Genomic DNA, 25,666 nt, shown 5'->3' on the forward strand with positions numbered 1-25,666 from the left:
AGATCGCCGGGTTGCCGGCGGCCGTCGGCAACCGCGAATTAGCGTCAAGGCCTACCCGTCGCGAAAGGACCCTCATGCGTTTTCTCAAACTTGCCGTCGCCACCTACGCACACGACCGCTCCCGGCCGATCATCGGCGCCGACGACGTCTGGATCAACCTCGACCAGGTCGTCTCGATCGAGGAACAACTCGACAGCAACACCTTCGCAGACGCGGTGCGGGAGGGAATTGCACCGGAAGAGCACTACCCTTGCGTGGAGCTGACCACCTCAAACGGGAGCACACACCTCGTGTCGCTCGGCGTGTACCCAGACCAGGCCAGCGGCTTCGCCGCCCTCACCCGCTTCATACCCCTGCTCCTCGGCGGCAGCAGCGACGGCGGGGATGACGGCGCCCAGCTTGCAGAGATCCTGGGCGATACGCCGTCGGTCAGGGCGTTCCGACTGTAGGCGAGGGCGCCTGCGAATTCATCGAATTCGACGCCAAGGGTCATTCTCACGGACGCACGCGGAGACCGGGCGCTACGAACTCGTCTGGTGAAGTCCGTCGAAACCTGGACCCAGACCGGTCCGAAAATCTGCGAACGTTCCTCGATCGACGTCGTCCATCGATGTCTGTGAACCGAGCATGGAGCACCAGCGCTCGACGGCGCGAATGCTTTCGTCGACTGGCAGGCCAGGGATGATGCGGGCGAGCTCTTCGGACCGGCGCTTTCGCCGTTCGTCGTCCTGATAGTCGCTGTCGGTTTTGTAGTCGAAGCTCATCCGGTCAGAATAGCGGCACTCGCCACACCACCTGTGGAATGCACACTCCCCGCCCTGCACAACCTGTACCAGCGACCTTCGCCGGATAAGGAGCCGCTGCGCGGCGCTGGACTGCCGAACCTTTTTTTGGTCCATTCCGGCCGGTCATCGTAGTTCGCTTCGGGCCTTCCATGCCCGTCATCTCGGACGCGGTCGCAGGCTCCCTTATTTCGTCCGACATGGCGTGCACTCCGGCCCTCCCACTCACTATCGATTTCTCTCGCCGGAAGGCACAAAAAACAGTTGTTCAAGGGAGAAACCAATGACACACCTCAGCAAGCAGAACCCAACCCAGGCAGGCAGCACCAGCTCAGACAGCACCGCATCCGAAACCTCAATAGCGAAGGAGAACACCATGACCGGTAGGACGAGCACCACCAAGGACGGGCTGCACGGTCTTCGCATCACTCTCGGCGAGATGGAAAGCATCCGCATCGACCGCACGTACACCGTCACCTCACTGCAACAGAGCATCGCCTGCGACACCTTCGATGTCGTGCGCCTCGACCACGACATCGACTTGTTTGTCGACGACGAAGGAGCCATCAACGGCTCCCCACTCAACCTGGCCCTCACGATCATCGCCCACGCCCTCGGCACCCCGGCAGTGCTGTTCGGTAACGCGATCGCGCTCCGCTGTGACCCCAACACCGGCGAGAGCCTCAGCCTCACCCCTGAGCAGGTGCTCCGCCTCACCGCAGCAATCGCCAGTAAGCCCTCACCCGAAATCATCGACCGTCTCGCCGTAAGCCTCGCCCCGCTCCCCGAAATCGTCGAACTTCTCCGTAGCCTGTAAGCCCGTATGGTCGGCCTGACGTTCGCCAGGCCGACCGTTCGCGGCAGGATGTGAGCCAAAAGTCCTTCACCGCAGCGGCGGTTGGAACCACGGCGGTTTAGTGCCACCTTGGTGGTCAGTACCAGGAGCGTATCGGACGACGTATGTCTGTGGTCGCAAGTACGCTGGGGTGACTATGACGATCTCACCCGCCCTTATCTTGAACGCTCCTCTGGCCAAGTCCCTGGCAGAGCAGAGCTACGGTTTCGAGGAGAAAAAGCGGGGTGCTATCTTCACGAAGCAGGCCGTCGTTGACTTCATGCTCGATCTGATTGGTTATGTCCCCTCGTCGTCACTCCACACCAAGAGGCTGCTTGAGCCATCATTTGGAGGTGGTCGATTCCTCCTCACTGCGGTCGACCGGCTCCTTTCGAGTTGGCGCGCGAGCGAAGAAGCTGACGAGTTTACGGTCCTCATTGGTGCTATTCGCGCTGTAGAACTGGACACTGAGACATTTATCAATGTCAAAGTAGAGTTGCACGATCATCTTGTCGCCGCAGGATTTTCCGTGGGTGAAGCAGCCCGGCTGACGAGCGCGTGGTTGGTCCATGACGACTACCTCTTGACTTCACTCGACGGATCGTTCGATTTCGTTGTCGGTAACCCTCCCTACGTGCGCCAAGAGCTGATTGATTCGGAATTGCTCGTTACCTACAGAGGAACGTTCTCAACGATGGTCGGTAGAGCCGATCTCTATGTCGCGTTCATCGAACGATCCCTCGATTTTCTAGCGGACGGCGGGCAATTGAGTTTCATCTGCGCAGATGCATGGGTGAAAAATGAGTATGGTCGAGGCCTTCGCCAGAAGGTAGCGTCCGACTTCCACCTGCGGTACTACGTCGACATGTACGGAGTGGAGTCATTCGACGTGAGTGTGGGCGCTTATCCGTCGATCACGATCATTGAGCGAGCGGCTGCTGGCGCAAGTCGGGTTGCGAAAGCCGAGTCGACTGATCCCGACTACCTGTCAGGCCTGCGAGAAGGACTGGCTTCGTCGGCCGGGCTCGCCACGAATGCCGCGATTCAGGAAGTTGAGAATGTGGCAAACGGCGCAAATCCATGGCTGTTAAACCTCCGACACCAGCTACCGGTCATCCGGCACATGGAGTCTCGATTCCCCACACTCGTGGAGGCCGGCTGCGGGATCGGGATCGGCGTTGCAACGGGGGCCGATAAAGCCTTCATTGCGCCGTTTGACGACCTAGATGTTGAGGACGATCGAAAGCTCCCGCTGGCGACCAACAAGGACGTCCCCAACGGTCAGCTGAAGTGGACAGGAAAGGGAATAATAAATCCCTACACAGATGCAGGTCCGCTGGTCGATCTGGCCGAGTACCCGCGGCTCGCCGCCCATTTGGAGCGCCACAGGGCCGTCCTTGAGAAGCGTTATACAGCAAGGTCGGGACGATGGTATAAAACGATCGATCGCATTACTCCAAGCCTGACATGGAGAGAAAAACTTCTCATTCCCGACATAAAGGGGGACGGAGATAACATCGCCTACGACGCGGGAACGCTCTATCCACATCACAATCTGTACTTCATGACTTCAACCACATGGAACTTAAGGGCCTTGCAGGCGGTCCTTCGATCCGGGATTGCGCACCTATTTGTCGAAGCCTACTCCGTCAAAATTGGAGGTGGATATCTTAGATTTCAGGCGCAGAACTTGAAACGAATTCGTATTCCACAATGGGACTCGATTTCGCCAGCTGACCAGAAAGCCATGATTCTTGCAGGGGAAGCGGGAATCAAACTGGAATCTGCATTGCTCGAAAAGATTTATCAATTCAATGACGGGGAACTCGCGTTCCTTGAGGGGGAATACCTGAATGCCAATCGACCTAGCGAATTATGAATCAAAAACGAATGCGGCGGTGCGCATATTCTGGGAGACGAGGGCTGCCGCATCTGGAAATCAAATGGAGGGCGGCCGTTCTGATCAAGGTGAGCGTGCCGGTGTCACATCTGGAAAAAACATGGATGGGTTCACCCGCCTTATCGCGGATCTCGTTACGGCAAATGGGCTCGCCGACGCCGAGGTGCACACGACGCGCGCCGTGGTCACCCTTCCCGGCTACTTTCGCCCCACAAAGGACTGGGACATTGTCGTCACGCGAGAGGGCAGACTGATCGCGGCTATTGAGCTCAAAAGCCAGGTCGGCCCATCGTTCGGAAACAATTTCAACAACCGGACTGAAGAAGCAATCGGCACTGCGCATGATTTCTGGACCGCTTTTCGCGAGGGTGCTTTCGGCAACCAGACTCGTCCCTTCGTCGGTTGGTTCATGCTGGTCGAGGATGCTCTAGCCTCCAGTCGACCATTGCCACAGGTCCGATCTCGTCAATTCAGAGCGTTCCCGGAGTTCGAGGGCGCGTCGTATCTTCAACGCTACGAGATTTTGTGTCGGCGGATGGTCCTTGAGGGACTGTATACAAGCGCATCGATGATCATCTCGCCTCGTGATGATGGGCTCCTGGGCGAGTACAGTGACATGAGCGAAATTACTAGTCTCAAGAGGTTCGTCGCTGCGTTCTCGGGTCATATCGCCGCAGAGGCAGCTCAGTAGCAGCCTCTGGCTGGCCCGCGCAAAACGGCCACCCTCCTGGTTCCGGCCCGACAGCATGTCCGTGGAACAGCAGCCAATGCGTCGGACATTGCATCGACATACGCGGAGCAGGTCACGCGCGTAACGCGCGGCCATCAGGAGGGCGGAGGAATTCGTTTCCAGGCGCGTGTGCCTGTACCCTCCGAATATGCGAGACGAACAAGAACTGCAGGGCATAGTTCGTCTACCCACGCTTGATCCCTTCCTCGGATACCTCCCGCCCAATCCCGTCCCATATCGGGTCACTCTTTCCGATGTGCACGATCTTTTCGTAGCCACCGCGCCTTTCAGGGAAAGGCGAGAACTGTTATTTGGCGCTCTTTCTACCTACACGTCGCTTGTATGGGAAGAGGTGCCGCAGGCCGTGATCTGGATCGATGGTGGTTTTGCAACGCACAAGGGCTGGGAGGCGCCGGACGACGTCGACGTGGTCGTCGTCGCTGACGACGTGGATCTATCAACCAAGGCCAGGATGGCCTCTCAAGGGCTGTTTACGATGTCAGACGTCTCTGCGAAAATTTCCCTGAAGGAGATGCCGCTCATTTCCAAGCTCCGACCTTTTGGAGGTCTAGTTGATGCGTATTTCGCCACCAGCGCGACTTGTGAATTGCTCAAGCGCCAGCTCTCGCAGGTGCGCGGACCGGACGGCAATATTGTGTCAGGAGTCCTAAAAGGGATTGTGGAGGTAACTCGTGGAATCGGTTGATGGGCTCGATACACCGACTCTCCTAAGACGAACCATCCGGCAGCTGGTCGACTCACCCGCCCATGCGCTAGAGCTCGCGTCGCTCGTGGCAGCGATAAGCATGGACGAGAACCTGCGTCGAGTCGCTGAACAAGAACTTGCTCCGCGGAATGCCCACTTAGAACTTCATCTCGCGGGAGACAGGGTGGTGAATCACTCCGCAGTTGCTAAATCGTTTGGCCGCTTTGTGTTTGAAATCGCGGACTCCGTTAAAGTCACCGTGCGACAGATTTCAGGGTCGGGACGACTTCAAGATGAACTTCTAATCGAAGCGGGCCCTGGTTCGGTGCGAACGACATTTATCGCGCCCCTACGCGCGCACGAAGGAACAACACTTGATCGAGCTGAAGCCCTAAATGAATTGCACGTCGATGAGGACAACTACTCGGAGGCCCTCAGACGATTGACAACGGTTTTGGCGAATTCCGATCCCGACCTACCCGACATGCTCGCGCTTGACGCGGCCATAGGCTTGATTCCCACCGATTCTCGCTTCCGATTGAGAAAAGCGCTTGACGAAGCGCAGAAGGAATCTTGGTCCATTAGGGGGTCGTTCAGCCAACGGGGATTGGGCATCACGCATGTAGATGTGCGCCCTAGTGCAATCGCTTTCCTATGTAAGCGCCTAAGAGAAACGGTTGTGATCCACGATGTTTTGGAAACGACAGGCTATTTGGACGGGCATGTCTGGTCCGCAGGAACGATGCGTTTCATTCCCACCAATGATGGACGCCCAATCGTTGCTTCATTCGGCAACGGCCGTGTTCAACTTGAAGTGGGGAAGTTAGATTCTAAGCCTTCACAAAAAGTAAGGGTTTCCCTGAGGAAGATTGTCACTGCGGGCGTGGCTGTGGCCAGAACCAGTTATATTCTGGAATCGATTGAGGCGATTCCCGAAGAAATTACGCCAACTTTGTTTGGCGATGACATCTAATCAGTGACCCAAGGTTCAGTTTCGCAAAGCCTACTCACCGGACTGTTTCTTCGACGACGGCGTCACTATTGTGCCCGGCCCTATTGCGGCGTGCTAAACATTGAGTGTGCATATCCACAGACGGTTGTACTTCTAGGTGCCGGTGCTTCGCGCGGCGCCGGGCTGCCCCTTACGCAAGAACTAGCGCGCATTCTTGTTGCGGAAGCGAACGATGCGCCTGCGCCTGTGTGCGCCCGCAATGTCTCGTAACCCGTCGGCTGCGAGACACTTTGGCGAGACAGATCGGTGCGACGCAATCCTGCAGATATCCGGTGCGCACATCCGCTCGGTGACAGCGATGCGGGATCTGGCAACCGCGGAAAGAGGAAGACCTGGCGTGTCTCGCAACGTGTGTTTTTACCCAGTTCTAGGATCTCTGTAGGAAAGGACAGTTGCGAGACATCTGGAGGCGTCAATGGCGAAGCTAATCGGGTACGCGCGGGTTTCGACCAAAAGTCAGGTTACGGATCGGCAGATCATGGATCTGATCGCCGCCGGCATTCGCAAGGACGACATCTATGTCGATCATGGAGTCAGCGGCGGGCGGGCACGGCGTCCGGAATTTGATGCGGCCCTTGACGCCTTGCAGGCGGGCGACACCCTCGTGGTCACCACGCTTGACCGCTTGGGGAGGTCGACAGCCAACATGCTCGAGCTCGCCGGGGTGCTGCGGACCCGCGGGGCCGCGCTCCGTGTGTTGAACCTGGGCGGGGGAGACGTGGACACGAGTACGCCGATGGGTGGCATGGTCTTCACCGTCATGGCGGCGTTGGCCGAAATGGAGCTGGCGATCAAACGCGAACGCATCGTGGACAGTGTAAGTAAACGCCGCGCAGCCGGAAAGGATCTCGGCGGGCGACGCCCACGCTTCACCGAAAGCCAAATTCTCAACGCCCGCCGCCTGGTCAACGCCGGCGAATCCGCAACCCAGGTCGCGCGCGATCTGAGCATGTCGCGCGCCACTCTGTATCGGAGAATTTCCGAACTCGGTTCGTGACGCTCGGGTGGGGCCAGTCGCCATACTCCCGATGAAAACCGGGGAGTGGGGCGGGCGGCGGCGATAAATCTACTGAGACAGTCCCAGACGCTCTCGAGCGTTTGTATCAAGAGGCATGCAGGCACCCCACATATCCTGCCACCATCGGCTCGGGGGTTCATGGAATACCCGGCCGTACCTGTTCGTAGTTCGCCGCGAATGAGTGATAAATAGTCCGCGGCGCGCACGCGAGAGCATTACGAGCAGGACACGTTGTTCCTCGAGTATCTCCTCTTCGGTCTTCGAATACGCGCTGGGAACGTGCCCCTCTTCGAGCCCCGGCACGATAACCCAGTCAAATTGCTGGCCCTTACCGACGTGCGCGTTGAGGATATGCACTCCGGGCGCGATCGGCGTAGGGTCCTGTGTGTCCCTGATCCGACCCATTAACCCGACCAATGACTCGTTTGGTTGCTCGAGTTCCAGAAGCTGTTCTCCGGCGGAGGCGATCTCTCTCAGGGTGTCGACATCTGATGCACGCAGCGCTGAGCCGACGCGGCGCATCAGCTCGGCAACTTGCTCGGCGAATGGTATTTCTGCTGGAATTCTACGTGCGTGCTGCTTGAGTAGACGAACTAAGCGGGGAGTCTCAAGGGCGATGTCCCAATACTGCGGAACGGAAGTTGCTGTGGCATAGGCCCGCTCCACGGCGGCACGACGATAGGCGGCGCGGAAGATTACGGCTATGCGCTGGCCTGGGTACGCGGAAGTCAGATAATCGGTGAGGGAAACAATTCCGCGTGCCTCGTGCTCGTCGGATTCGTATTCAGCTGCATATGCGGAGCCACCACCTGGCCAGGATCCTGGGTCGGCAGCGTGAAGTGCGGCTGCCCCAAGGCTCGATGAAACGCTGTTGACGACGTTCAACACTGCGGGCGACGATCGAAAAGAGACGTCGAGCTCCACGACCTCCTCGACCACTTCTCGTAACTTCGATGTCACCCCAACGGGATTTGCACCTGCCCAGCCAAAAATGCCCTGCAGAGGATCGCCTACGTACATGGAGTTCTTCACGCACATGCGGGACGCTAACTCAAACTGTTGCAGGCTGAGGTCCTGAAATTCATCGACAAGAACAGCATCGAAGTGCTCCTGAAAGAGTCCACGCACGCGTTGCTTGTCCAAGATTCGCTGTCCGTGGCGAAGGAGATCTGCATAATCGAGGTAATTCTCCTCTTGGCGCCGCTCCTCGATCTGAATCGCAAGGCGGTTTCCAGCAGACTTTACTTGACGAAGAGTCTCAGCATCATCAATAGGACTTCTCTTGACCCTGTCGAGTACTTCGCTGGCATCTTTTTGATTTCTCCAGTTACCGTCAATGCTCGCCATGGCCTTTCGCATCCACGACGCTTGGGGAAACGAAAAACCTTCCGTGAGACCAATGCTTCGCCAGTGTGACTCGACGAGACGGGCGCTGAGTTCGTGAAAGTTCATGACTGAAACGGAAGATCGAAATCTTTGCTCACCTAGCTGAGAACGAAGGCGGCCTGAGAGGTTCTCCTTGGCCCGGTTTGTGAATGTCAACGCGAGCAATCGGCGCTGTGGTCGCACGACTCCCATGCGTATTAAATGATCAGCTCGCATGGCGAGGACTTCCGTTTTGCCGCATCCCGGAGGCGCGACGACCATCACGTGCGCGGCAAGACTGTTAACAGCCTGTAGCTGTCTTCCTAGCGGCTCTGCACTCGACATCTCTACGCCGTCTGAGATGTCACATGCGCAAGCAGGCCGCGCAATGATGATGACGCTTCGATGTCGCCGGGCGTCAAGATTCCGGCCACTGCGCGCGCCGCCGGCACTTTCCGGCTGTCCTTCGATGTGATGAAGGCAGCAAGAGCCTCATTCGAGAGTTCTGTCAGCGTGCCAACACTGCAGGCCTGCAGAATTCCTTCCTCACGGGCCACGTTAGAGGTGATCAGGGCTGCTGCAACTCGAGAGGCGCCAATTGCTGCGACGTACTCATGCTCGAGATCAATGCGGGCTATGAAGAAACCGTGTTCAGCGAGTTTTTTCGGCTTTATTTTCAAAAGTGTTGACCACGATGCTTCTCGGTCCTCATCGCACAAACCCGCCAAAGGAATTCCGAACCCTCTTGGGCCTACGACGTTGAGAACGTGGCCAAACTTGTCTGCGCCATCTAGCGCGAAGACGGATACGCCCAGGCGATCAAAACTCACTCCCATGATCTGTGCAGCGGCTTCAACGACAATGCGGTCCGCAAGCCCTTCAACGAAAAGCAACCGCCTTGCGGTGAGCCCCTCCAGCAATTGGGGAGACCACCACTGGAGCATCTCTTTGTCGATTGCGCTGAAATTCACCGGCGCCAGCTGGAGGCCTTCGCGCTCCTGGCTAACCACGAGCACATGTTTGGGCTCAAACCGTTGGACGATATACGGCGAGTGAGTGACCACGAGTCGTTGCTTTTCCGAGTCGGCAAAGAGACCAGCAACTGTTCGCTGGCTGGACGGGTGAAGGTGAATCTCCGGCTCGTCCACGGCGACAATGTTCGCCTTCGCTTGGGCGAGGTCAAAGAACGTAAGTGCCATAAGTTGACGCATGCCATCGCTTTGCTCCAGCAGGCTCTTCAATTTATCTCCGTCTTTGATGAAGATTGTCACGTCTTGAAGAGGTTGCTCCTTGGGGTCAGCCGATGTGCGAATAGCCAGAGAAGACGCATTAAAGGCTCTCGGCACAGATCGAGAGAGATGGGTGGCAATTTCCTCCCGCAGCACAACTAATGCAGCGTTCATCTCGAGCTTGGTGTTGAACTGATCGAGCAAGGCTCCGAGATCATCGAGTTCCGCACCGAGTTCAGTGGCGTCCAGCATCGCGCGGAATGGGCTGTTTCGTCCGTCCATGTATTCCGCGGAGGACGAGCGGTTAGCTGGCAGGTAGCGCCATCCAAAGGTGAGCAGCTGTTCTCGCGACGGGGCACGCCTATTGCCCCCGTCGGGGAAGTACCGGCTTATCTCAACGTTCTCAGCATCGTCCTCGGATACGCGAACCTCCAGTTGCAGAATGAGGTGGTCAGGCTGCCCATCGACCGCGGTCATTTCGAAGGGAAATAGTCCGGCTTCGTCTTGAGAGAAGTCTTCCATTCGGGCGCTGATAACGAGGGGGTACAGGGGATCTCGGAGGTCGGCCACGCTTATGCCTTGGTATAGCTGCTGAACAGACGAGCCCAAAAGAAAATTAAGCAGACGGAACAGGGAGGACTTGCCAACATCGTTCGCGCCAATGATCACGAGATGATCGCGCACATCTATTGTCATGTCAGCCAGCCGCGAATGATTCGCGATCGTGAATTGCGTTAGCCTCATGCCACACCGAACTCGCTCACTAGCGACTTCCCCCTCGTCGTCGGACCTTTCCATCATTATGGTCGTACCATCAGCGCTTCTATGACAGCGTCCGTCTCTTCTCGTTCACCTCAATGCACCGACGCGACGCATGCGAATCCGCAATAGACCGTGCACGGAAGCTGGGTTCTGGGGTCGAGGTTGGTGCGACGAGCCGGCGCCGGGCAAGTGGTGGACGTGTGCGGCAGGGCTTGTCACTGTGCAAACGCGTTGTTTCTCTCCAGTGAAACCGCCGGGGTCACGCCTCCTTAGTGGAGGCGCCCGTGGTTCAACTACCCGGACGGCCCACGGCTCCCCGCGGTGTCGCCTGGATCCTGCTGAACGTGTCGGACTACGCGGAGCGGCGATCGTCCTCTATTTGGACGACTGGAGCGAGGTCGTCGGCAGCTGCTGATTCCGCGATATCGGATCCACTCTCAACTGCGACCACTTCAGGTTCGTCCTCGGTTAGGGAGTCGACCACAGCGTTGCCTTTCGCCTGGGACTCGCGCAGCGCAAGCTTGCGTGCCTTGCGCTCGTCCAACTTTTGTCGCACCCATGGAGCGACGAAATCGCGCGCAAGGCGCTCGGCTACATCAAAGACGCGCTGCAGTGTCTCGGCTGCGAACTTTTGGTTCTCACGTCGACGCCGATCCTCGGCCTCTTCCTCGCGCCGCTGGCGTCTATCGGCTTCGCGCTGCATAAGTGCGTCAGCCCTGCGATCCTCGTCGGATCGAACCGGGGCCTGCTCGTAGGGCTGCGAGTTGGTATATTGCTTGACGATTGGGCCGTGGTCGCGCGCGCCGCCGGAGCTCAGCATGGCATCCGTAATGGGGTTGCCGGCGTCGTCATGTGTGGCGATTTCGACAACCACCTTCCGAACGCTTGGTGTCGTTGGCTTGTTCTTATTACTCATCGCTCCTCCAACACGGTCATGTTGAGCATATGGGGCGGACGACATCATGGGCTCTGCGTTCGCCACGAATCGGAGGAAGCGGTGAAGCAAGAAAGTTGGGCCCTTCGTCAAACCATTCCATTGAGCGAATCCGATCCCAAGCGATCCGCTCATCGAGGAGGGTTTGCATCGAGTCGAAGTTAAGTGCGGTTCGTCGCCAAGCCATGCGCGCCGACGGTCCCCCTGGCTGAAGAGCCTTCGAGCTCCGTTAACAGCACGGATGGCCAACAGGCGAACCGCCCGGTGAAGGTTTCCATCGCAGGCGGCGTCCTATCTGAGACTGTCCGGCATTCGCTCCTGGGAGATAACGGGGCTTGGCTGAACCTGAATCGCGGAGGTGTCGACCAGTTCGACTCAATATTGCCGGGGGCCGTCAATAGCCCGGAGTGCAAATAACCGGTACGAGTACGTCCGCCTCGGCCAACTCGGGCATGGCGAGGCCGGTAAGCCTGATGATGACTATGACGGGCACCTGATAGGTGCGGTAGGGCCAAGCGGTGGAGGTGAGCCTTGGATGCGGGCAAGCGCCTGCGCGGGCACGGATGGGCGGAGGGACCTCCTCGATAGAGTGTGGGCATGGCGCCCAACACTGAATCCCTCGTCCATGTTCAGAACTTTCGGATGGATTTTGGGAGTACCACGGTCGTCGAGGACCTCTCGTTTGATGTGCGGCGGGGTGAAACTTTCGGTTTTCTCGGGTCTAACGGTTCGGGAAAGACGACCACGCTGCGCGCGCTGTTAGGGATTTACGCTCCTACGGCGGGGGTTCTCCACGTGGACGGTCGCCCGTTCACGCCGGAAGCGGGCAGCCGCTTGGGGTATCTGCCGGAGGAGCGCGGGCTGTACAAGAAGGAATCTGTCCTCACCGTGATGACCTACTTCGGCCAGCTCAAGGGCCTCAGTAAGAAGGCGGCATCGGTCTGGTCGTTGAACTACCTGGAGCGGGTGGGTTTGGGTGACAAGTCGAAGTCGCGGGTGGATAAGCTCTCCGGCGGGCAGCAGCAGAAAGTTCAACTCGGAGTGACGATCATGAACGATCCGGAGCTGCTGATCCTGGATGAGCCGACCAAGGGCTTTGACCCGGTCAATCGGCGCCTGCTGATGGACATCATCGAGGAGCAGAAAAGGGCCGGAGCTACGGTGCTGATGGTCACCCATCAGATGGAAGAAGTCGAGCGGCTCTGCGACCGCGTCATCCTTCTCAAGGACGGTCGCGCTGAGGCGTACGGGACGATCGCCGAGGTGCAAAACCAGTACGGCGGAACGATGATCCGGGTCAGCTACTCGGGTGAGATCCCGGCGTCGCCGCACTACGAGATCAGCACTCGCGACCGCAACTATGCCGAACTCACCCTGACAGACACTGTCGACGAGGCGCTGATCCTGCGCGACCTGGTCCAGGCCGGGGTCCTGGTGCGCAGCTTCACCACTAGCAAACTCTCCCTGGAGGAGATCTTTGTCACGGTCTATGGCGCACAGAACGAAATGATGGGTGCCTGAGATGGCCCAGCACAACCTCCGCACCGTCCTCGCGTTCGAAGTAACCCGAACACTGGGAAAGAAACGCTTCTGGTTCATTACCCTGCTGGTGCCCATCGCGATCGGCATCGTCTTGGCCCTCGTGGTCCTCGGGAACATGACGGCAGCTGACACGGCCGCACGTCAAGCGGACACCAAACTGGACTTCACCTACAGCGACGCGTCCGGATATGTGGACCCTGTCGTGGCCACCGAGCTGGGTGGCACAGCTGTCACCGACGACACAGCCGCGATCGCCGCAGTGAAATCCGGGAAGAAAGAAGCCCACTTTGTGTACCCGGCCGACCCCGCCGAGACCCCGGTTCACGTGTACGGCGTCGACAAAGGACTGTTCGGTAACGGTGCATACAACGGCCTCGCCACGCAAGCCTTGATCACCAGCGCTCAAGATCGTATCGGAGACCCCGCACTGACGGCCTTGGCGCAAGGCAACGTGCCCATCACCGCGACGACCTACACCGACGGTGTTGAAGCGGCCGGGTTCTTGGGCATGATCCCGCCGCTGATTTTTGTCGTGATCTTCTTCTTGGTCTTCACTCTGCTTTCCAACCAGATGCTCACCAGCACGTTGGAGGAGAAGGAGAACCGGGTGACGGAGATGATTCTGACGACTTTGAACCCCACCGTGTTGATCAGCGGGAAGGTCATCTCCCTCTTCGTCGTCGGCTTCGTGCAAGTCCTCGTGTTCCTACTGCCCGTCCTGGTCGCGTACGTGTTCTTCCGCACATCGTTGAACATTCCGGAGTTGGACTTGTCGAGTTTGACGATTCAGCCAGGACAGATGATCGTCGGAGCCCTCTTGGCCATCGGCGGGTTCGCCTTGTTCACCGGCACCCTCGTCGCGATCGGTGCCGTGATGCCGACGGCGAAAGATGCCGGAAGCTGGTTCTCCGGACTGATCGTGCTCATGATCGTCCCGCTCTACGCGCTGTCATTAGTCCTGTCAGACCCGCACAGTCCCGTCGTGCAGATTTTCACGTATTTCCCGTACTCGGCGCCGATCACCGCGATGCTGCGTAACGCGTTCGGTTCCCTCTCCGGATGGGAAGCAGCCATCGTCATCATCGAACTTTTCCTCCTTGCCGCGCTCGTGCTGCAAGTCGCCGCCCGCCTCTTTCGATACGGCTCCATCTCCTACACCAGCAAGGTCTCCTTCAAGACGGTCTTCGCGCGACATGCGGGGAGCGCCACCCGCAAGTAACCCGCGGGCTGATCAACAAGAATTGCGCACCCATCCGGTCCCTCAATCTCGCCTGGGCCGGGGTGAGCGTCACCCAGGATGGCTAACCCGGGTCGAGTGCTTTGACCGCCACCGCCATGACGTTGGTATGGCTTAGGTCAGATTGGCCGGAGGAGTCCAGTTGCGTCCCGTGCTGACTCGTCAAGCCATGATGCGGAACTCGGGACCGTTGTTGTGGGGACAGTCAGAGTGCTGCGATTTTCGTCATGTCGAATTCGAGGGCGGCGCGCGTGGTCGATCCAAGGATTCTGCCGATGGTATTGGCGTCAAGGCCATCAAGTTCGTCGGAAAACACCTCGGGACCGGCCATTATGGCGGGTGCGCGGCGTGTCACGATGTTCACGACGTTCTGGATCTGCAGTGATCCGGTGCCGGGCGGCTGGCGTGTGTGCATCGTGGCGTCGATGAGATCAGCGCCGGGAGCGGTAAGCGATCCGTCAGCGAGTTGTAGGTGAATGGGTACGGTCTCGGGGATTCGCCTGAGGAGGTCGAGGTCGGGATTACTGTGGGCGAAATGCCAAGTATCGAGCATAATCCCGGCGCCAGACCGGTTGGCTCGCTCAACGATGGTCCAGGCGGCGGCAAGATCAGGTACGCCCCAGAAAGGCATGAACTCAAGGTTTACAGGCACGTCTCGTTCGGCGGCTTGATCCCAGAGCGCACCGAAGCCGCGGACGAGCTCGTCATTGTCGACGGCGTTGTGGTCAAAAACCGCTACGGCCAGGATCGAGCGTAGTGAAAGAGCGTCAACGAGCTCGAGGCACTCGGTGACGGAAACGTCGAATCGGGCCTTCTGCGCGTCGGTGGCTCCGGAGGGCACCCGGATGGGTGCCCATCCGGTGGCCGTGTCCAGATGCAGAGATAGGCCGGCTTGTTCGGCGAAACTTCGTGTTCCGGCGATCCCATGGGCGGTGATGGCGCTGCGGAAAGCGGCCGGCGTGAGGGCAAGTCCGGTGAACCCGGCGACCACTGTTGCCTCGACTTGTTGCGCGTAGGTCAGCTCTCGTACGCTGCCCTCCCACATGATGAGATCGATTCGCGCGGCGTTCATACGTGGCTCCCATCGGGGATGAGTTGGGTTAGTTGGTCGGGGAGCTTGATGTTGCCGTGTGGTGAGGGTGCCGTGCGGCGTTGGGTCAGAGCGGTCAATGGAGTTCCTGTCTCTTGATGGATGTAGCATCCGGTGATGTAGATAAGAATTCGGGTCGGGTTGTGGCTCGTAGGGCGGGTTCGAGGACGGCTTCTTCGTCAGCATCGGCGGTGTCAAGGTCGGCGACGATGCTTCCGTCTCTCATCACGAGGATGCGGTCGCAGAGTTCGAGGAGTTCGGGAACGTCGGAGCTGGAAACGAGGACGGTGCAGCCGGTGTCAACCAGTTTCTGTACCTGCGCGTGAATGGATCGTTTGGCTTCTATATCCACCCCTCGGGTCGGCTCATCGAGCAGCAAGAAGCGGAGTGAATTAGTAAGGGCTCGTGCCAGTACCGCTTTCTGCTGATTGCCGCCGGAGAGCTCGCGAATTGGTTGTTCGATTCGGCCAGAAATTCCGGCTTGCGCAAACACCGATTGGGCACGGCCTCGTCTGGTCCTTGAGGCATCGAAGAACCCTCGGAGAGGCGACATAACGTTCAAAGAAGCGATATTGTCTCCGACCGATAAATCGAGGAATACACCTTCTGATCTTCGCTCGGGAGGTACATAACCGACCCCTGCGACTAGGGCGTCTTTCGGTCTTCCGAGTCGGAGTTTGGTGCCGTCGACGAGCACCGAACCGGTTGTTCCGTCAGCGGTCATGATCGAACTCAGAAGCTCGGTTCGACCCGAGGTGGGTAGGCCGGCGATACCGACGATGGTTCCACCGGCAAGGGTATTCGTGATGGGGCCAAATCCTGGTCCAGTCCAATTGTGGAACTTTACGGACGACGACGATGCTGCCCGAGGCGCCGCCCTCCGGTGCGGCGTGCGCTCCCGTCCAATCATTTCTGCCACAAGGACGTCTTCGGTTAGGGCTTTCACCTTGCCGCTGTTGGTGTTGTCGTTGTCATAGCGGGCTCGAACTGCGCCGTCTCGCATGACATAGATTTGGTCGCAGTGGGTGAGGACGTCACGAAGATGATGAGAGACGTACACGATCGAGACACCTCGGGCCGTCAGTTCTCGCATCAAGGTGTGCAGCCTGTCGGCCTCAGGTGGTGTGAGATTCGCGGTCGGCTCGTCGAAGAGAAGCACTCGAGAGTTACGACCGAGGGCCCGGGCGACGAGGAGAAGTTGCAATTCGGCCGCAGGCAGGCCTCGTGCGAGCCGGGCTGGGTCAGCTTTAAGGCCGACCCGATCACACAGCTCGATCGTTTCTCGACGCATGACGGCAGGCTTGGGGATAGGGGGGCCTTCTCGACCGAGCATGACGTTATGAGCCACGGAGCGGTCCAGTGCGAGGTCGATTTCTTGAGGGACGAGCGCGACACCATACTGCTGCAGGAGCGTGGCGGGGGTGAAGTGGATTACGTGCACTCCGTTGATCTCGAGGCGACCGTGGTCGGGTCGGAGGTTGCCGGAGATGAGAGAAAGGAGGGTGCTTTTCCCGGCTCCGTTTTCTCCAACGAGCCCGGTGATGGATCCGCGGCGCACAGTGATCGTGCCGTCTTTCAACGCGGGGATGCCGCTGAAGGACTTGCTGAGTCCGGCAGCCTCAAGAACGACTTCGACCATCAGATCAGCCCTCCGGGGTGATGGCGGCGACGTTGTCCTTTGTTACTAGCACCAGATCGAGTTTGGTGTTGGCCAGCGGTGTTCCGTCTTTGATGTAGTCCTGCAGCATCTTCACGGACTGGTAGGTGAGCTCTGCAGGGGCTTGGCTGATAGCAAACGGGACCACGCCTTTCTTGATGTAGTCCAGGGTCTGCTGGAGGGCGTCGAATCCGACCACGGGCGGCTTGTTGCCCTGAGCAAATTCATCGACCCACTTCGCGGCAGCGTTGAAGCTGCAGCAATCCATCGTTGCGATCGCTAAGGCGTCCGGGTTCGCGGTCATTGCGTTCTGGACGGCGGTGAACATCTGCGCAGGTTCGGTCCCCGTACTGATCGGATCCATCACCTCAAGGCCCGCCGGTGAGGCTTTCTTGAACGCTTGGAACCGGGTGTCCGACCACGCGGCCTCGGGCGCCACAGAGAAGGTCACGATTTTTCCGGTTTTGCCGTTGAGGACTTTCGCGAGTTGGGTCGCTTCGAGGGTTCCTCCTGCGGCCACATCGGTGCCGATGAATGCAAGCTGTTTGGAATCGGGATTGTCGGTGCTGTAGGAGACGAGAGGAATGCCGGCGTCGAACGCTTGAGCAATGACGGGCTTGAGGGCATCGTTCGCCACAGCGGATAGGGCGATGCCGTCGACTTTCCCCTGGCTGATCAGGGTCTGGAGTTCGTTGATTTGCCCGTCAGCGCTTCCATCGCTGGGTCCGATGAAACGCGCGTCGACGCCAAGCTCTTTCGCGGAGCGTTCGACGCCTTGTCGTTGAGGGGTCGCGAAGGCAAGCGAGGTGTTTGGTGCGCTGACAGCGATGGTGAGCTCTTCGCCGGCTTTGACCTTGTCGGCGATGCGAGGAGAGAGAACAAACGCGGCTACCGATCCTGCGTCTGACGTCGTGGGTGCGGCGTTCGGATCGGCGGTGGCACAGCCGGAGAGCAAGGTGGCGGTGAGTAACAGGGCACTTGCGGACGCGACGGTGCGCCAAAGCTGAAGTTTCATAAGGGGTCCTTTCGGGGTGATCTATTAGGTGAGGGGTTTTTCGGTCAGGCTGTGCGTCTGCGGATGAAGGCGTCGAATGCGACGGCGGCAATAATGACGATTCCGATGACGGTGGTCTGCCAGAACGATGAGACGCCGTGGAGCACGAGGACGTTATTGAGCACACCGATGATAAGGACCCCGATAACGGTGCCGATAATGCTCCCGGATCCGCCAAACAGAGCCGTTCCTCCGACGATGACGGCAGTGATGACGGTCAGCTCTAGTCCCGTGCCGGAGACGCCTTGAACGTACAGCAGGAATGAGAGTCCAATGAGGCCAGCGAGTCCAGCGAGAATGCCACTGATCATGAAGTTGAATACACGGATCAAGGAGACGTTGATGCCGGCGAGCCGGGCGGCCGTCGAGCTGCCACCGACGGCGTAGACGTGGAATCCAAAGCGAGTCCGGGTCAACAGCAAACCACCGAGCACAGCGACGGCGAGGAAAATGATTGCTTGGGAAGGGACTTGGCCGAACAGCCGGCCTTGGCCCATTACGGCGAATTGGTCGATGTTCGCTAAACCCTGTTTGAGAGAGATTGGGCTTCCCTCCGTCATGAGGAGGCTGATCCCGCGGTAGACGCTAAGCGTGCCCAATGTGACGATGAACGATGGGATCTTGAATGCTACGACGAGGACACCGTTCACAACTCCGGCGAGGGCGCCTACGCCGAGGCCGACGGTGAGTGCGAGTATCATCGATTGGCCTTGAGCGAGAACTTGTGCCGCGCTCACACTGGCCAGGGCATAGATCGAGCCGGCGCTGAGGTCGATGTCTCCAGCGATGATCACGAAGGTCATTCCGACCGCCATGATCCCAATGATCGCGACCTGCTGGATGACGTTGAGTCCGTTGCTGAGAGTAAAGAATTCGGGACTGCTAAGTGCGCCGACAATGCAAAGGGCGAGCAGAGCTAGCGCCATTCCCGAGGACCTGTTCCGGAGGAGCCGGCGCGCCGGAGCGAGCGGGCCGGCCGGTGGGGCAACGCGCGTCGAGGTCTGAGTGATGTCACTCATTGAGACACCTTTCGTGAGGGTCATGGAGCTGCGGGAGAGGGAGTTACGGTAACGACGCGCGGTTACGAGTAGGCGATGACCTAATCTGTCCAGCGATAGATGTGTTTGACGTCTTGGAACTCGGCGAGGCCACGGGGTCCGTTGAGCCGTTACACCAAAATTCGACTTCCGGTCATGCAGAATTGGCCAGCGAAGACAATAGTTGCAGCCACAAGAGTCGGGACGACCACGTCCAGGTCCATAGCGATGGTCTCGCCCGTGGTGGCAGCGGACTGATGAACTTCGATATCGGTAGTGGCATCGATCTGGGTGATTCCGGCGAGCGGGCGGATCGTGGTTTCGTCGAGGATGCCGACGGCGGCGATCCCGTTGTAGCCGTAATTGATATAGGCCATGTCAGATACTCTCGCTCGTCTTTCGCCACCGGGGCAGCTGTCCACCCCAGAGATTCACGCTGTCAGGAACGGGCTGCCAACGTCTCGGCACGTACGTGACATGGTTGTCGTAAAACTTCTCCATTTCGGCGGAGAGTTCGATGTGATTTCCCTCCGGATCGTCGAAGAACACGAAGAGATTGTTTCCGGGCCCGTGTCGTCCTGGGCCCCACTGGACCCGGACATCCAATTCGGTGAGCCGGTCGCACCACGACTTGAAGTCTTCCCACTCGGCAAGATCGTATGAATAGTGATCCAGGACACCCGACTGATCGACGTTGACGACTGCGAGGGTGTGGTGGTCGTGGTCGCTCCTCAACCAGCAAAACCGGCCGTCAGCGAGTTGGTCGCTGATCCGGAACCCGATGGTGTTGACAAAAAAATCGACCATGCCTTGCACGTCCGTCGTGCCAACCGTGGTGTGCTGGAACTTGATAGGTCGTCGGCCCGGGTCTGCGCTGTTCTCACCCTGGCGGAAAACTCGGGAATGGAGGTGTACCGGCGTCCCATCCGGCGTGCAGGACGCAACCCCTTCGATGGGGCCGTCCGCGAAATCGACGAAGGAGCCATCCAATGGTGCCGCTTCGTATCCCGCTGCAAGCAGCCTGGACCGGATCCCGTCGAGGCCACTCGCATCGCGCACCTCAAAACCAAAGTGCGCTAGGCCCGGCTCGCCCGGGATCAGGTCCAGAACATGATGCCCCGTGCCCCACCCCATCCGGAGCCCTCCGTTACCGAGTTGGTCTTGAACAACCAGTCCCAGGACCCGCGAGTAGAAGGACGCGGACGCCGCGACGTTGTCTACAAAGAAGCCGATATGGGAGACCGAGGTCTGCCTGAGTGTTCCGGCGGATTCGGACTCGCGAAGAATGACGCGGTTGGGCGCGGTAGGCACTGATTCTCCTCCTTGAGATGAGCTGTCTCGATTGACAATACACCTGCTCCGTATTTCAATACAAGTATATTCTCGAATGTTGTGCATGGTGTCTTGATTGGCGCGTCGTATGACGGAGCCACGGGGAGGGGACGCAAGGGCGTTTACCGAGACGGCACCAATACCGCAGATCGAGCTCTGTCGATTCTGCTGATGTTCACCGAGGAAAGAACCGCGGTAGCTGCCAGTGAGATCGCGACCACCTCGGAGTGAGCCGGTCAGCCGCCTACCGATATGCACAGACGTTGGTGAACTCTGAGTTTCTCGTAGAAGAGTCGGGAAGCGGCTTCCGACTGGGAGCAAAAGTGATGGAGCTCGCCCGTATCGCCCGCCGCGGTCACGGCTTGTCCGACATGGCCGTCCCTGACATGAAACAACTCGCCACAGAATTTCACGAAACGATCCTCCTGACCAGAAGGCTTGGATCAACCATTGTCTGCATCGAACGTGAAGAGTGAGCCGGGCAGTACATCGCTGAGACGGCTTTTTGGGATGACTACTTTTCGTACGTCGACGCGCACGTCACTCCGATCCAGAGAAACGTCCGAGTGCCTCGGAAAGCTGTAGATTTTCGAGACGCATATGCCGTCTCGATTCTTCGCGGGGCGGAGATGGCCAGTCGGAAAAAATGACTTCCGTTATTGGTTGGTGGCCTTTCCGTGTAGGGGAAAGGCCTGCTTTCGCCCCAGGGTGACGGCCAGGAGGGCGACCGTTGACAGTGCGATCATCGCGATGGGGAGCGCTCCAGGGCCGCTGCCGTCGACGAGGAGTGCGCCGATGGCTCCGCCGCCGAAGATGGCGAGGTTGAACGCAGTCGTGAGCATCGCATTGGCAACGTCGACATTGTCACCGGCGGCATCGCTGATCGCCGTCTGTAGTTGTGTCGCGGCGCCGCCGAATGCGACGCCCCAGAGAGCGATTGCGACGATCGTAATTGGCAGTGATGCCGGGAAGGCGAGTAATAGTGCACCGACGACGATGAAGGTCGCTGCGCTTGCGAGAGCTAAGCGTCGAAGGGATCGATCGATGAGGGCGCCCGTGATCCAGATGCCGATAAGTGCTGCGGCGCCGAAGATGAAGAGGGCGATGTCGGGGCGCAGATCGATCCCCGCGCCGTCGAGGTATGGGGCAATGTAGGTGTAGAGCAGGTTATGAGCGAGCATCCATGCGAACACCACACCGAGAATCAGGGTCACGCCAGGTATCACGAGTACATGTCGGAGCGGGAGCCGGGTGTCCGAGCGCTGCCCTGCCGCGTTTGGCACGAAAGCGACCACCAAGAGTACGACAACCACTGTGAGTGCGGAGACGCCTGCAAAGGACCACCGCCAGCCGATCGCCGCGCCCAGCCACGAGCCGAGCGGCGTCCCGATCGAGAGCGCGAGCGGTGTGCCAGCCATCGCGATCGCGAGGGCGCGGCCTGTGTGTTCAGGGGCGACGATGCGGCGCGCATAACCTGCGAGCATGCCCCAGATCAGCCCTGAAAAAGCCCCGGCGATAAGGCGCACAATCAGCGCAGCGAAAAGTGTCGGCGAGATCGCCGTGAGGGTGTTCGCAACCAAAAAACCAAGTAGCCCGATAACAAGCAGCGACTTACGGGATGCCCCCCGCGTCATCGCGATCGTGGGGATGGCTGCGATGACGGTGCCGAGCGCATACGCGGTGATGAGCTGCCCGGCGTTGCCGTTGCTGACCTGGAACTCGGCGGCCAGTTGGGGAAGCAGTCCGGCCGGAAGCGTTTCGGTCATGATGATGATGAATCCCGAGAAAGCCATCAGCACGAGGGCGAGTACGGGCAAGCGACTTTCACGCTCCGGTCGTCTTGACGTAGTGGATTGAGGTGGCGCAATAGACACTGATCACTCTTCTCGATTTATGGAACGAACGTTCCCATACTGATCAATTCCTTCCACTGTGTCAAACTGGAACGAACGATCTGAAAAGGAATGAAATGGCACAGCAGGGACGGCCGAGGACGTTCGAAGAAAATGACGTGCTCGACGCCGCGATGCAGGTTTTCTGGCGGCACGGATACGAGGCGTCGTCAATCGCCCAGCTTCGTGCTGCGACCGGGCTCTCATCGGCGAGCCTCTACGGTGCCTTCGGGTCAAAGGAGGGCATCTTTGAACGCGCGATCGAGCATTACATCGCCGGGCCCGGCCAAGTAAGCGGACGCGTCGGTGACCTGACGCTCGACCCGCTCAATGCGCTCGACAAGACGGTTCACGGAACGATTACCATGCAGTCCGACCCGGCGCATCCAGGCGGGTGTCTTGTCGCGCTATCGGCGAACATCGGGGCAGGCGGCGACGATTCCATCGCAGCGCGTAACGTCGTCGCCGCACGAAGGACGAAGGATCGTGCCGGTATTGAGGCGTGTATCCGTCGCGGGATCGATGCCGGCGAATTCCGTTCTGACCTCGATCCCGCGACATCAGCCATCCTGGTGCACTCCTTCGTGCTGGGTGTCTCCACACAATTACTCGACGGTGTGCCGCCCGCTGCACTGCATGCTGCTGCCGACCTTCTCCTTAACGGCCTCCATCGCCCGTTCTGACCTCTCCGGCCTCATCCTGCTTTCGTGAGGCGTTTCCCTCGCCATGGCCACCGACCCTACCCGCGACTATGGGCCGAGACAGATGCATCGAACCGTCGCCGTCATTATCGGCAACTGGCGCCACCCAGCAGTCCCAGAATGCCGCCCCTCAGTGATCAAGGCCATCTCGACCTGCATCGGCACCACCTCGGTCCGACGCTATTGGGCAACTCCGTCGGGCTCGATGTGCCAACGATGAATTCTTAGGTGGAGTGAGCGGAGGCCAACGATGTCTTGCTCGAGAGCCTGTCCAACTGGCCGCGCTACGCACCGCAGAACTTCACACCGACCTAAGGTCTTGTCTCGTTTATCGAGTGCATGGTATCGTTTGGCGATACAAGGTTGACTTCGGTGCCAAAATCGCCCTTCGTCGGGCTTCACAAAGGAGTGACATGCAGGTTCAGTTTCGTGGATCAAGGGGAACGACGACTTCTCGTCGACTGGCCACAGTAAGCGTTTTTGTCGTAGCAGTAGGACTATTGTCGGCGTGCGCAGGCAGTCCGGCTGCCAACCCTGGTCAACAGGTAACCATCGACGTCGGAACGAAAAAGATCACCACCGACTCCGACGCGCAGACCAAGATCGCCTACTTTGTTGAGGACGCGAACAACAGTGCAGTCGCCGGTAGCGTCGCTGCCGCACAGGCAATGGCTGAGAAGCTAGGTGCCAAAATCGACGTCTTCAGCGCTGGTTTCGATGCAGTGACGCAGGACAACCAGATGCAGAACGCGCTTAATCGTGACTACAACGCATGGGTCGTCAACGCCGTGGATGGGACGCTAGCCTGTCCCACAGTTACCGACGCTGCTGCCAGCAAGAACATCGTGGTCGCAGTTGTGAACCTGCCTGTTTGCGGTCGTGCAGGCAACTCCGGCGATGATCTTTGGGCGCCGGGGACGTTGACGTACGCGGGCGGTAACGAGAGGCCGGAGTCGTTCAAACGCGTCATGGAGAGGGCCGTTGAGGAGAACCCCGGCCCGCAAAAGGTGGGGGTCCTCACTGGTCCGGAGCTCTACCCGATTACGCAGAACTTCGATGTAGCGCTCGCGCAAATCCGAAAGGAATACCCCGAGTTTGAGATTGTGCAGGTTGCGCGCACTGACTACTCCACCCCGCAGGCGAACAAGAAGGCTGTGGCTATGCTGCAGGCCAACCCGGATCTGACGGTCATTCTCACGGCCTTTTCGAATCTGTCTCGTGGAGCCGTCACGGCGCTTCAGGCGGATGGCAAGGCGCCCGGCGACGTCAATATCTATGAAGCGGGCGGCACCAAGTGGGCTGTCCAGGGGTCACGTCCCGCCGGGTGGTGTAATTCATCGTCACCGTGCGGGTCAGTTGTTTTAGTTTAGGCGGCAGCGAGTTCTGGGAGGATCACCGCCTCGTCGATGACCTCGGTTGGGTTGTTCATTGTGGCCAGCTCGAGCATCGAGGCTTCGGAGAAGTAGCGTCGTTCGCCGGCTTCCCACTCGTCGTGTTGCTCGATCAGGACTGCGCCCGCGAGGCGGAGGAGGGCGGCGGAGTTAGGGAAGACGCCGACGACATCGGTGCGGCGTTTGATCTCCTTGTTGACCCGTTCCAACGGGTTTGTCGACCAGATCTGTCGCCAGTGACGCCGCGGGAACGCGGCGAAAGCGAGCAGGTCGGGTTGGGCATCGGTGAGCATCGCCGCGACCTTCGGGTGGGACCGGCTGAGCATCGTGGTGACCTCACGGAATTGCTTCTCGATGTGCTCGCGGTCGGGCTGGGCGAAGATGGTGCGGATGATCGACGCGACCATCTCCTGGGATCCTTTCGGGACCACGGCGAGGACGTTTCGCATGAAGTGCACTCGGCATCTCTGCCAGCCGGCGCCTTGGAAGACCGTGCCGATGGCCTTCTTCAGCCCGGTGTGGGCGTCAGACATGACCAGCTTCACCCCGTCGAGACCGCGGGTCTTCAACGACCGTAAGAAGCTGGTCCAGAAGCCTTCGTTCTCGCTGTCGCCCACGTCGAACCCCAGGACTTCCCGCCGTCCGTCGGCGGCGACGCCGATCGCGACGACGACGGCCTGGGACACGATGCGGTGCCCGACGCGCGCTTTGCAGTACGTGGCGTCGAGGAACACGTACGGGAAGTCCTGAGCGGCCAGGGTCCGGTCCCGGAACTCGGCCACTTCCGTGTCGAGGCCGGCGCAGATCCTGGACACTTCCGACTTGGATATCCCGGTATCAGCGCCGAGCGCCTTGACGAGGTCGTCGACCTTTCGGGTCGAGACGCCGTGGACATAGGCCTCCATCACGACGGCGAACAGGGCTTGGTCGACGCGGCGGCGGCGCTCGAGCAGGGCGGGGAAGAACGACCCGGCGCGCAGCTTCGGGATCTTCAGATCAAGGTCCCCGGCGGTCGTGCTCAAAGTCCGTGGCCGGGTGCCGTTGCGGTACGTGGTGCGGTCGCCGGAGCGTTCAAACGGGGCGGCGCCGATGAACGCGCTCGCTTCCGCATCGATGAGTTCTTGATACAGAGTTTCGGTCGCGACGCGGATGCGGTCGGTGACATCGGTGAGTTTGAGTTCTCCCAGCAGGTTGAGCAGGGCAGACTGGTCTAGAGCCATCGTGTGGTGTCCTTCGTGAGTTGCTTTAGTCGGTACTCACTGACCATCGCACGATGGCTCCTTGCGTTGACGAAGCAACGCTCAAAGCGGGGAAACCACACCACTCAATGGGACATGACCTGTCCAGGCGCTCGGGGAAGGTTGGATCAGCGTGACAACTGCGTTCTTCAGGCCAACCAACTCAGCGACAGGCGTTGAGGCCGTCGTGAAGGCGAGGGAGGGAGAGCCCGTTCCACGTGT

Annotated in this window: 24 protein-coding genes; 12 read left to right on the forward strand and 12 right to left on the reverse strand. The window is 59.2% G+C overall.

Translation table 11 applies throughout. From position 1 onward, the window contains the following. Window positions 1–74 precede the first annotated feature (74 nt). Window positions 75–449, forward strand: a complete 375-nt coding sequence (locus tag AC1MB9_RS16455; RefSeq protein ID WP_479962981.1) for a hypothetical protein — start codon at window positions 75–77, stop codon at window positions 447–449. A 72-nt stretch (window positions 450–521) separates the two neighbouring features. Here the strand turns inward: AC1MB9_RS16455 and AC1MB9_RS16460 are convergent, their stop codons facing one another. Beyond that, complete coding sequence (locus AC1MB9_RS16460; protein ID WP_479962982.1) at window positions 522–764, reverse strand: hypothetical protein; 243 nt, start codon at window positions 762–764, stop codon at window positions 522–524. 301 nt (window positions 765–1,065) lie between these two features. Between AC1MB9_RS16460 and AC1MB9_RS16465 the strand changes: the two genes are divergently transcribed. The 6 genes from AC1MB9_RS16465 to AC1MB9_RS16490 all read left to right on the forward strand — a co-directional run bounded on the left by AC1MB9_RS16465 (window position 1,066) and on the right by AC1MB9_RS16490 (window position 6,962). Next, window positions 1,066–1,599, forward strand: coding sequence for a DUF3846 domain-containing protein (locus AC1MB9_RS16465; protein ID WP_479962983.1), 534 nt, complete (start codon window positions 1,066–1,068; stop codon window positions 1,597–1,599). Between the two features lie 175 nt (window positions 1,600–1,774). Next, the gene (locus AC1MB9_RS16470) at window positions 1,775–3,496 is read left to right on the forward strand and encodes an Eco57I restriction-modification methylase domain-containing protein (protein ID WP_479962984.1); all 1,722 of its coding nucleotides are present in this window, start codon (window positions 1,775–1,777) and stop codon (window positions 3,494–3,496) included. Then, on the forward strand, window positions 3,471–4,208 hold the full coding sequence (locus tag AC1MB9_RS16475) for a PaeR7I family type II restriction endonuclease (protein ID WP_479962985.1): 738 nt from the start codon (window positions 3,471–3,473) through the stop codon (window positions 4,206–4,208). Before AC1MB9_RS16470 ends, AC1MB9_RS16475 begins: the two co-directional genes overlap by 26 nt. A gap of 187 nt (window positions 4,209–4,395) precedes the next feature. Next, window positions 4,396–4,953 (forward strand): DUF6932 family protein, encoded by a 558-nt coding sequence (locus AC1MB9_RS16480; RefSeq protein WP_479962986.1) that lies wholly within the window; start codon window positions 4,396–4,398, stop codon window positions 4,951–4,953. Continuing rightward, window positions 4,940–5,926, forward strand: coding sequence for a hypothetical protein (locus AC1MB9_RS16485; protein WP_479962987.1), 987 nt, complete (start codon window positions 4,940–4,942; stop codon window positions 5,924–5,926). The genes AC1MB9_RS16480 and AC1MB9_RS16485 overlap by 14 nt, the downstream gene beginning before the upstream one ends. A 454-nt stretch (window positions 5,927–6,380) precedes the next feature. Beyond that, window positions 6,381–6,962 (forward strand): recombinase family protein, encoded by a 582-nt coding sequence (locus AC1MB9_RS16490; RefSeq protein ID WP_479962988.1) that lies wholly within the window; start codon window positions 6,381–6,383, stop codon window positions 6,960–6,962. 69 nt (window positions 6,963–7,031) lie between these two features. On the opposite strand, the gene AC1MB9_RS16495 is transcribed toward AC1MB9_RS16490, so the two are convergent. The 3 genes from AC1MB9_RS16495 to AC1MB9_RS16505 all read right to left on the reverse strand — a co-directional run bounded on the left by AC1MB9_RS16495 (window position 7,032) and on the right by AC1MB9_RS16505 (window position 11,255). Then, a complete protein-coding gene (locus AC1MB9_RS16495) occupies window positions 7,032–8,693 on the reverse strand; it encodes a UvrD-helicase domain-containing protein (protein WP_479962989.1) in 1,662 nt (553 codons plus the stop codon). Between the two features lie 2 nt (window positions 8,694–8,695). After that, the gene (locus AC1MB9_RS16500; RefSeq protein ID WP_479962990.1) at window positions 8,696–10,273 is read right to left on the reverse strand and encodes an ATP-dependent nuclease; all 1,578 of its coding nucleotides are present in this window, start codon (window positions 10,271–10,273) and stop codon (window positions 8,696–8,698) included. Window positions 10,274–10,691: 418 nt separating this feature from the next. After that, window positions 10,692–11,255: a hypothetical protein gene (locus AC1MB9_RS16505; RefSeq protein WP_479962991.1), complete on the reverse strand. Its 564-nt coding sequence runs from the start codon at window positions 11,253–11,255 to the stop codon at window positions 10,692–10,694. A gap of 615 nt (window positions 11,256–11,870) precedes the next feature. Here AC1MB9_RS16505 and AC1MB9_RS16510 point away from each other — a divergent pair. Together AC1MB9_RS16510 and AC1MB9_RS16515 are read left to right on the forward strand one after the other, a co-directional pair. Then, window positions 11,871–12,794 (forward strand): ABC transporter ATP-binding protein, encoded by a 924-nt coding sequence (locus AC1MB9_RS16510; RefSeq protein ID WP_479962992.1) that lies wholly within the window; start codon window positions 11,871–11,873, stop codon window positions 12,792–12,794. A gap of 1 nt (window position 12,795) precedes the next feature. After that, the gene (locus tag AC1MB9_RS16515) at window positions 12,796–14,034 is read left to right on the forward strand and encodes an ABC transporter permease (protein ID WP_479962993.1); all 1,239 of its coding nucleotides are present in this window, start codon (window positions 12,796–12,798) and stop codon (window positions 14,032–14,034) included. A 223-nt stretch (window positions 14,035–14,257) separates the two neighbouring features. On the opposite strand, the gene AC1MB9_RS16520 is transcribed toward AC1MB9_RS16515, so the two are convergent. The 6 genes from AC1MB9_RS16520 to AC1MB9_RS16545 all read right to left on the reverse strand — a co-directional run bounded on the left by AC1MB9_RS16520 (window position 14,258) and on the right by AC1MB9_RS16545 (window position 20,201). Continuing rightward, window positions 14,258–15,124, reverse strand: coding sequence for a sugar phosphate isomerase/epimerase family protein (locus AC1MB9_RS16520; protein WP_479962994.1), 867 nt, complete (start codon window positions 15,122–15,124; stop codon window positions 14,258–14,260). Window positions 15,125–15,218: 94 nt separating this feature from the next. After that, the gene (locus tag AC1MB9_RS16525; protein WP_479962995.1) at window positions 15,219–16,781 is read right to left on the reverse strand and encodes a sugar ABC transporter ATP-binding protein; all 1,563 of its coding nucleotides are present in this window, start codon (window positions 16,779–16,781) and stop codon (window positions 15,219–15,221) included. Window positions 16,782–16,785: 4 nt separating this feature from the next. Then, on the reverse strand, window positions 16,786–17,814 hold the full coding sequence (locus tag AC1MB9_RS16530) for a sugar ABC transporter substrate-binding protein (RefSeq protein WP_479962996.1): 1,029 nt from the start codon (window positions 17,812–17,814) through the stop codon (window positions 16,786–16,788). 44 nt (window positions 17,815–17,858) lie between these two features. Then, window positions 17,859–18,872 carry an ABC transporter permease gene (locus AC1MB9_RS16535; protein WP_479962997.1) on the reverse strand — a complete coding sequence of 338 codons (1,014 nt, stop codon included), beginning with the start codon at window positions 18,870–18,872 and terminating at the stop codon, window positions 17,859–17,861. 149 nt (window positions 18,873–19,021) lie between these two features. Then, the gene (locus AC1MB9_RS16540) at window positions 19,022–19,267 is read right to left on the reverse strand and encodes a hypothetical protein (protein ID WP_479962998.1); all 246 of its coding nucleotides are present in this window, start codon (window positions 19,265–19,267) and stop codon (window positions 19,022–19,024) included. A 1-nt stretch (window position 19,268) separates the two neighbouring features. Then, on the reverse strand, window positions 19,269–20,201 hold the full coding sequence (locus AC1MB9_RS16545; RefSeq protein WP_479962999.1) for a VOC family protein: 933 nt from the start codon (window positions 20,199–20,201) through the stop codon (window positions 19,269–19,271). A 344-nt stretch (window positions 20,202–20,545) separates the two neighbouring features. On the opposite strand from AC1MB9_RS16545, the gene AC1MB9_RS16550 reads away from it, so the two are divergent. Beyond that, on the forward strand, window positions 20,546–20,698 hold the full coding sequence (locus tag AC1MB9_RS16550; protein WP_479963000.1) for a hypothetical protein: 153 nt from the start codon (window positions 20,546–20,548) through the stop codon (window positions 20,696–20,698). A 180-nt stretch (window positions 20,699–20,878) separates the two neighbouring features. Here the strand turns inward: AC1MB9_RS16550 and AC1MB9_RS16555 are convergent, their stop codons facing one another. Next, window positions 20,879–22,039 carry an MFS transporter gene (locus AC1MB9_RS16555; protein ID WP_479963001.1) on the reverse strand — a complete coding sequence of 387 codons (1,161 nt, stop codon included), beginning with the start codon at window positions 22,037–22,039 and terminating at the stop codon, window positions 20,879–20,881. A gap of 194 nt (window positions 22,040–22,233) precedes the next feature. Here AC1MB9_RS16555 and AC1MB9_RS16560 point away from each other — a divergent pair, with 194 nt between their 5' ends. Both AC1MB9_RS16560 and AC1MB9_RS16565 read left to right on the forward strand, forming a co-directional pair. Then, window positions 22,234–22,797, forward strand: a complete 564-nt coding sequence (locus AC1MB9_RS16560) for a TetR/AcrR family transcriptional regulator (RefSeq protein ID WP_479963002.1) — start codon at window positions 22,234–22,236, stop codon at window positions 22,795–22,797. Window positions 22,798–23,228: 431 nt separating this feature from the next. Beyond that, complete coding sequence (locus AC1MB9_RS16565) at window positions 23,229–24,185, forward strand: sugar ABC transporter substrate-binding protein (RefSeq protein WP_479963003.1); 957 nt, start codon at window positions 23,229–23,231, stop codon at window positions 24,183–24,185. Here AC1MB9_RS16565 and AC1MB9_RS16570 read toward each other — a convergent pair. Beyond that, window positions 24,182–25,426: an IS256 family transposase gene (locus AC1MB9_RS16570; protein WP_479963004.1), complete on the reverse strand. Its 1,245-nt coding sequence runs from the start codon at window positions 25,424–25,426 to the stop codon at window positions 24,182–24,184. The two genes, AC1MB9_RS16565 and AC1MB9_RS16570, sit on opposite strands and share 4 nt — an antisense overlap. Window positions 25,427–25,666: the final 240 nt, after the last annotated feature.

The organism is Cryobacterium sp. AP27, from assembly GCF_056680495.1.

What these genes read in the sequence shown, in the direction of transcription:
- AC1MB9_RS16455 (WP_479962981.1), top strand. Translation starts at nt 75, where the DNA reads ATGCGTTTTCTCAAACTTGCCGTCGCCACCTACGCACACGACCGCTCC.
- AC1MB9_RS16460 (WP_479962982.1), bottom strand. Translation starts at nt 764, where the DNA reads ATGAGCTTCGACTACAAAACCGACAGCGACTATCAGGACGACGAACGG.
- AC1MB9_RS16465 (WP_479962983.1), top strand. Translation starts at nt 1,066, where the DNA reads ATGACACACCTCAGCAAGCAGAACCCAACCCAGGCAGGCAGCACCAGC.
- AC1MB9_RS16470 (WP_479962984.1), top strand. Translation starts at nt 1,775, where the DNA reads ATGACGATCTCACCCGCCCTTATCTTGAACGCTCCTCTGGCCAAGTCC.
- AC1MB9_RS16475 (WP_479962985.1), top strand. Translation starts at nt 3,471, where the DNA reads ATGCCAATCGACCTAGCGAATTATGAATCAAAAACGAATGCGGCGGTG.
- AC1MB9_RS16480 (WP_479962986.1), top strand. Translation starts at nt 4,396, where the DNA reads ATGCGAGACGAACAAGAACTGCAGGGCATAGTTCGTCTACCCACGCTT.
- AC1MB9_RS16490 (WP_479962988.1), top strand. Translation starts at nt 6,381, where the DNA reads ATGGCGAAGCTAATCGGGTACGCGCGGGTTTCGACCAAAAGTCAGGTT.
- AC1MB9_RS16495 (WP_479962989.1), bottom strand. Translation starts at nt 8,693, where the DNA reads ATGTCGAGTGCAGAGCCGCTAGGAAGACAGCTACAGGCTGTTAACAGT.
- AC1MB9_RS16500 (WP_479962990.1), bottom strand. Translation starts at nt 10,273, where the DNA reads ATGACAATAGATGTGCGCGATCATCTCGTGATCATTGGCGCGAACGAT.
- AC1MB9_RS16505 (WP_479962991.1), bottom strand. Translation starts at nt 11,255, where the DNA reads ATGAGTAATAAGAACAAGCCAACGACACCAAGCGTTCGGAAGGTGGTT.
- AC1MB9_RS16510 (WP_479962992.1), top strand. Translation starts at nt 11,871, where the DNA reads ATGGCGCCCAACACTGAATCCCTCGTCCATGTTCAGAACTTTCGGATG.
- AC1MB9_RS16515 (WP_479962993.1), top strand. Translation starts at nt 12,796, where the DNA reads ATGGCCCAGCACAACCTCCGCACCGTCCTCGCGTTCGAAGTAACCCGA.
- AC1MB9_RS16520 (WP_479962994.1), bottom strand. Translation starts at nt 15,124, where the DNA reads ATGAACGCCGCGCGAATCGATCTCATCATGTGGGAGGGCAGCGTACGA.
- AC1MB9_RS16525 (WP_479962995.1), bottom strand. Translation starts at nt 16,781, where the DNA reads ATGGTCGAAGTCGTTCTTGAGGCTGCCGGACTCAGCAAGTCCTTCAGC.
- AC1MB9_RS16530 (WP_479962996.1), bottom strand. Translation starts at nt 17,814, where the DNA reads ATGAAACTTCAGCTTTGGCGCACCGTCGCGTCCGCAAGTGCCCTGTTA.
- AC1MB9_RS16535 (WP_479962997.1), bottom strand. Translation starts at nt 18,872, where the DNA reads ATGAGTGACATCACTCAGACCTCGACGCGCGTTGCCCCACCGGCCGGC.
- AC1MB9_RS16540 (WP_479962998.1), bottom strand. Translation starts at nt 19,267, where the DNA reads ATGGCCTATATCAATTACGGCTACAACGGGATCGCCGCCGTCGGCATC.
- AC1MB9_RS16565 (WP_479963003.1), top strand. Translation starts at nt 23,229, where the DNA reads ATGCAGGTTCAGTTTCGTGGATCAAGGGGAACGACGACTTCTCGTCGA.
- AC1MB9_RS16570 (WP_479963004.1), bottom strand. Translation starts at nt 25,426, where the DNA reads ATGGCTCTAGACCAGTCTGCCCTGCTCAACCTGCTGGGAGAACTCAAA.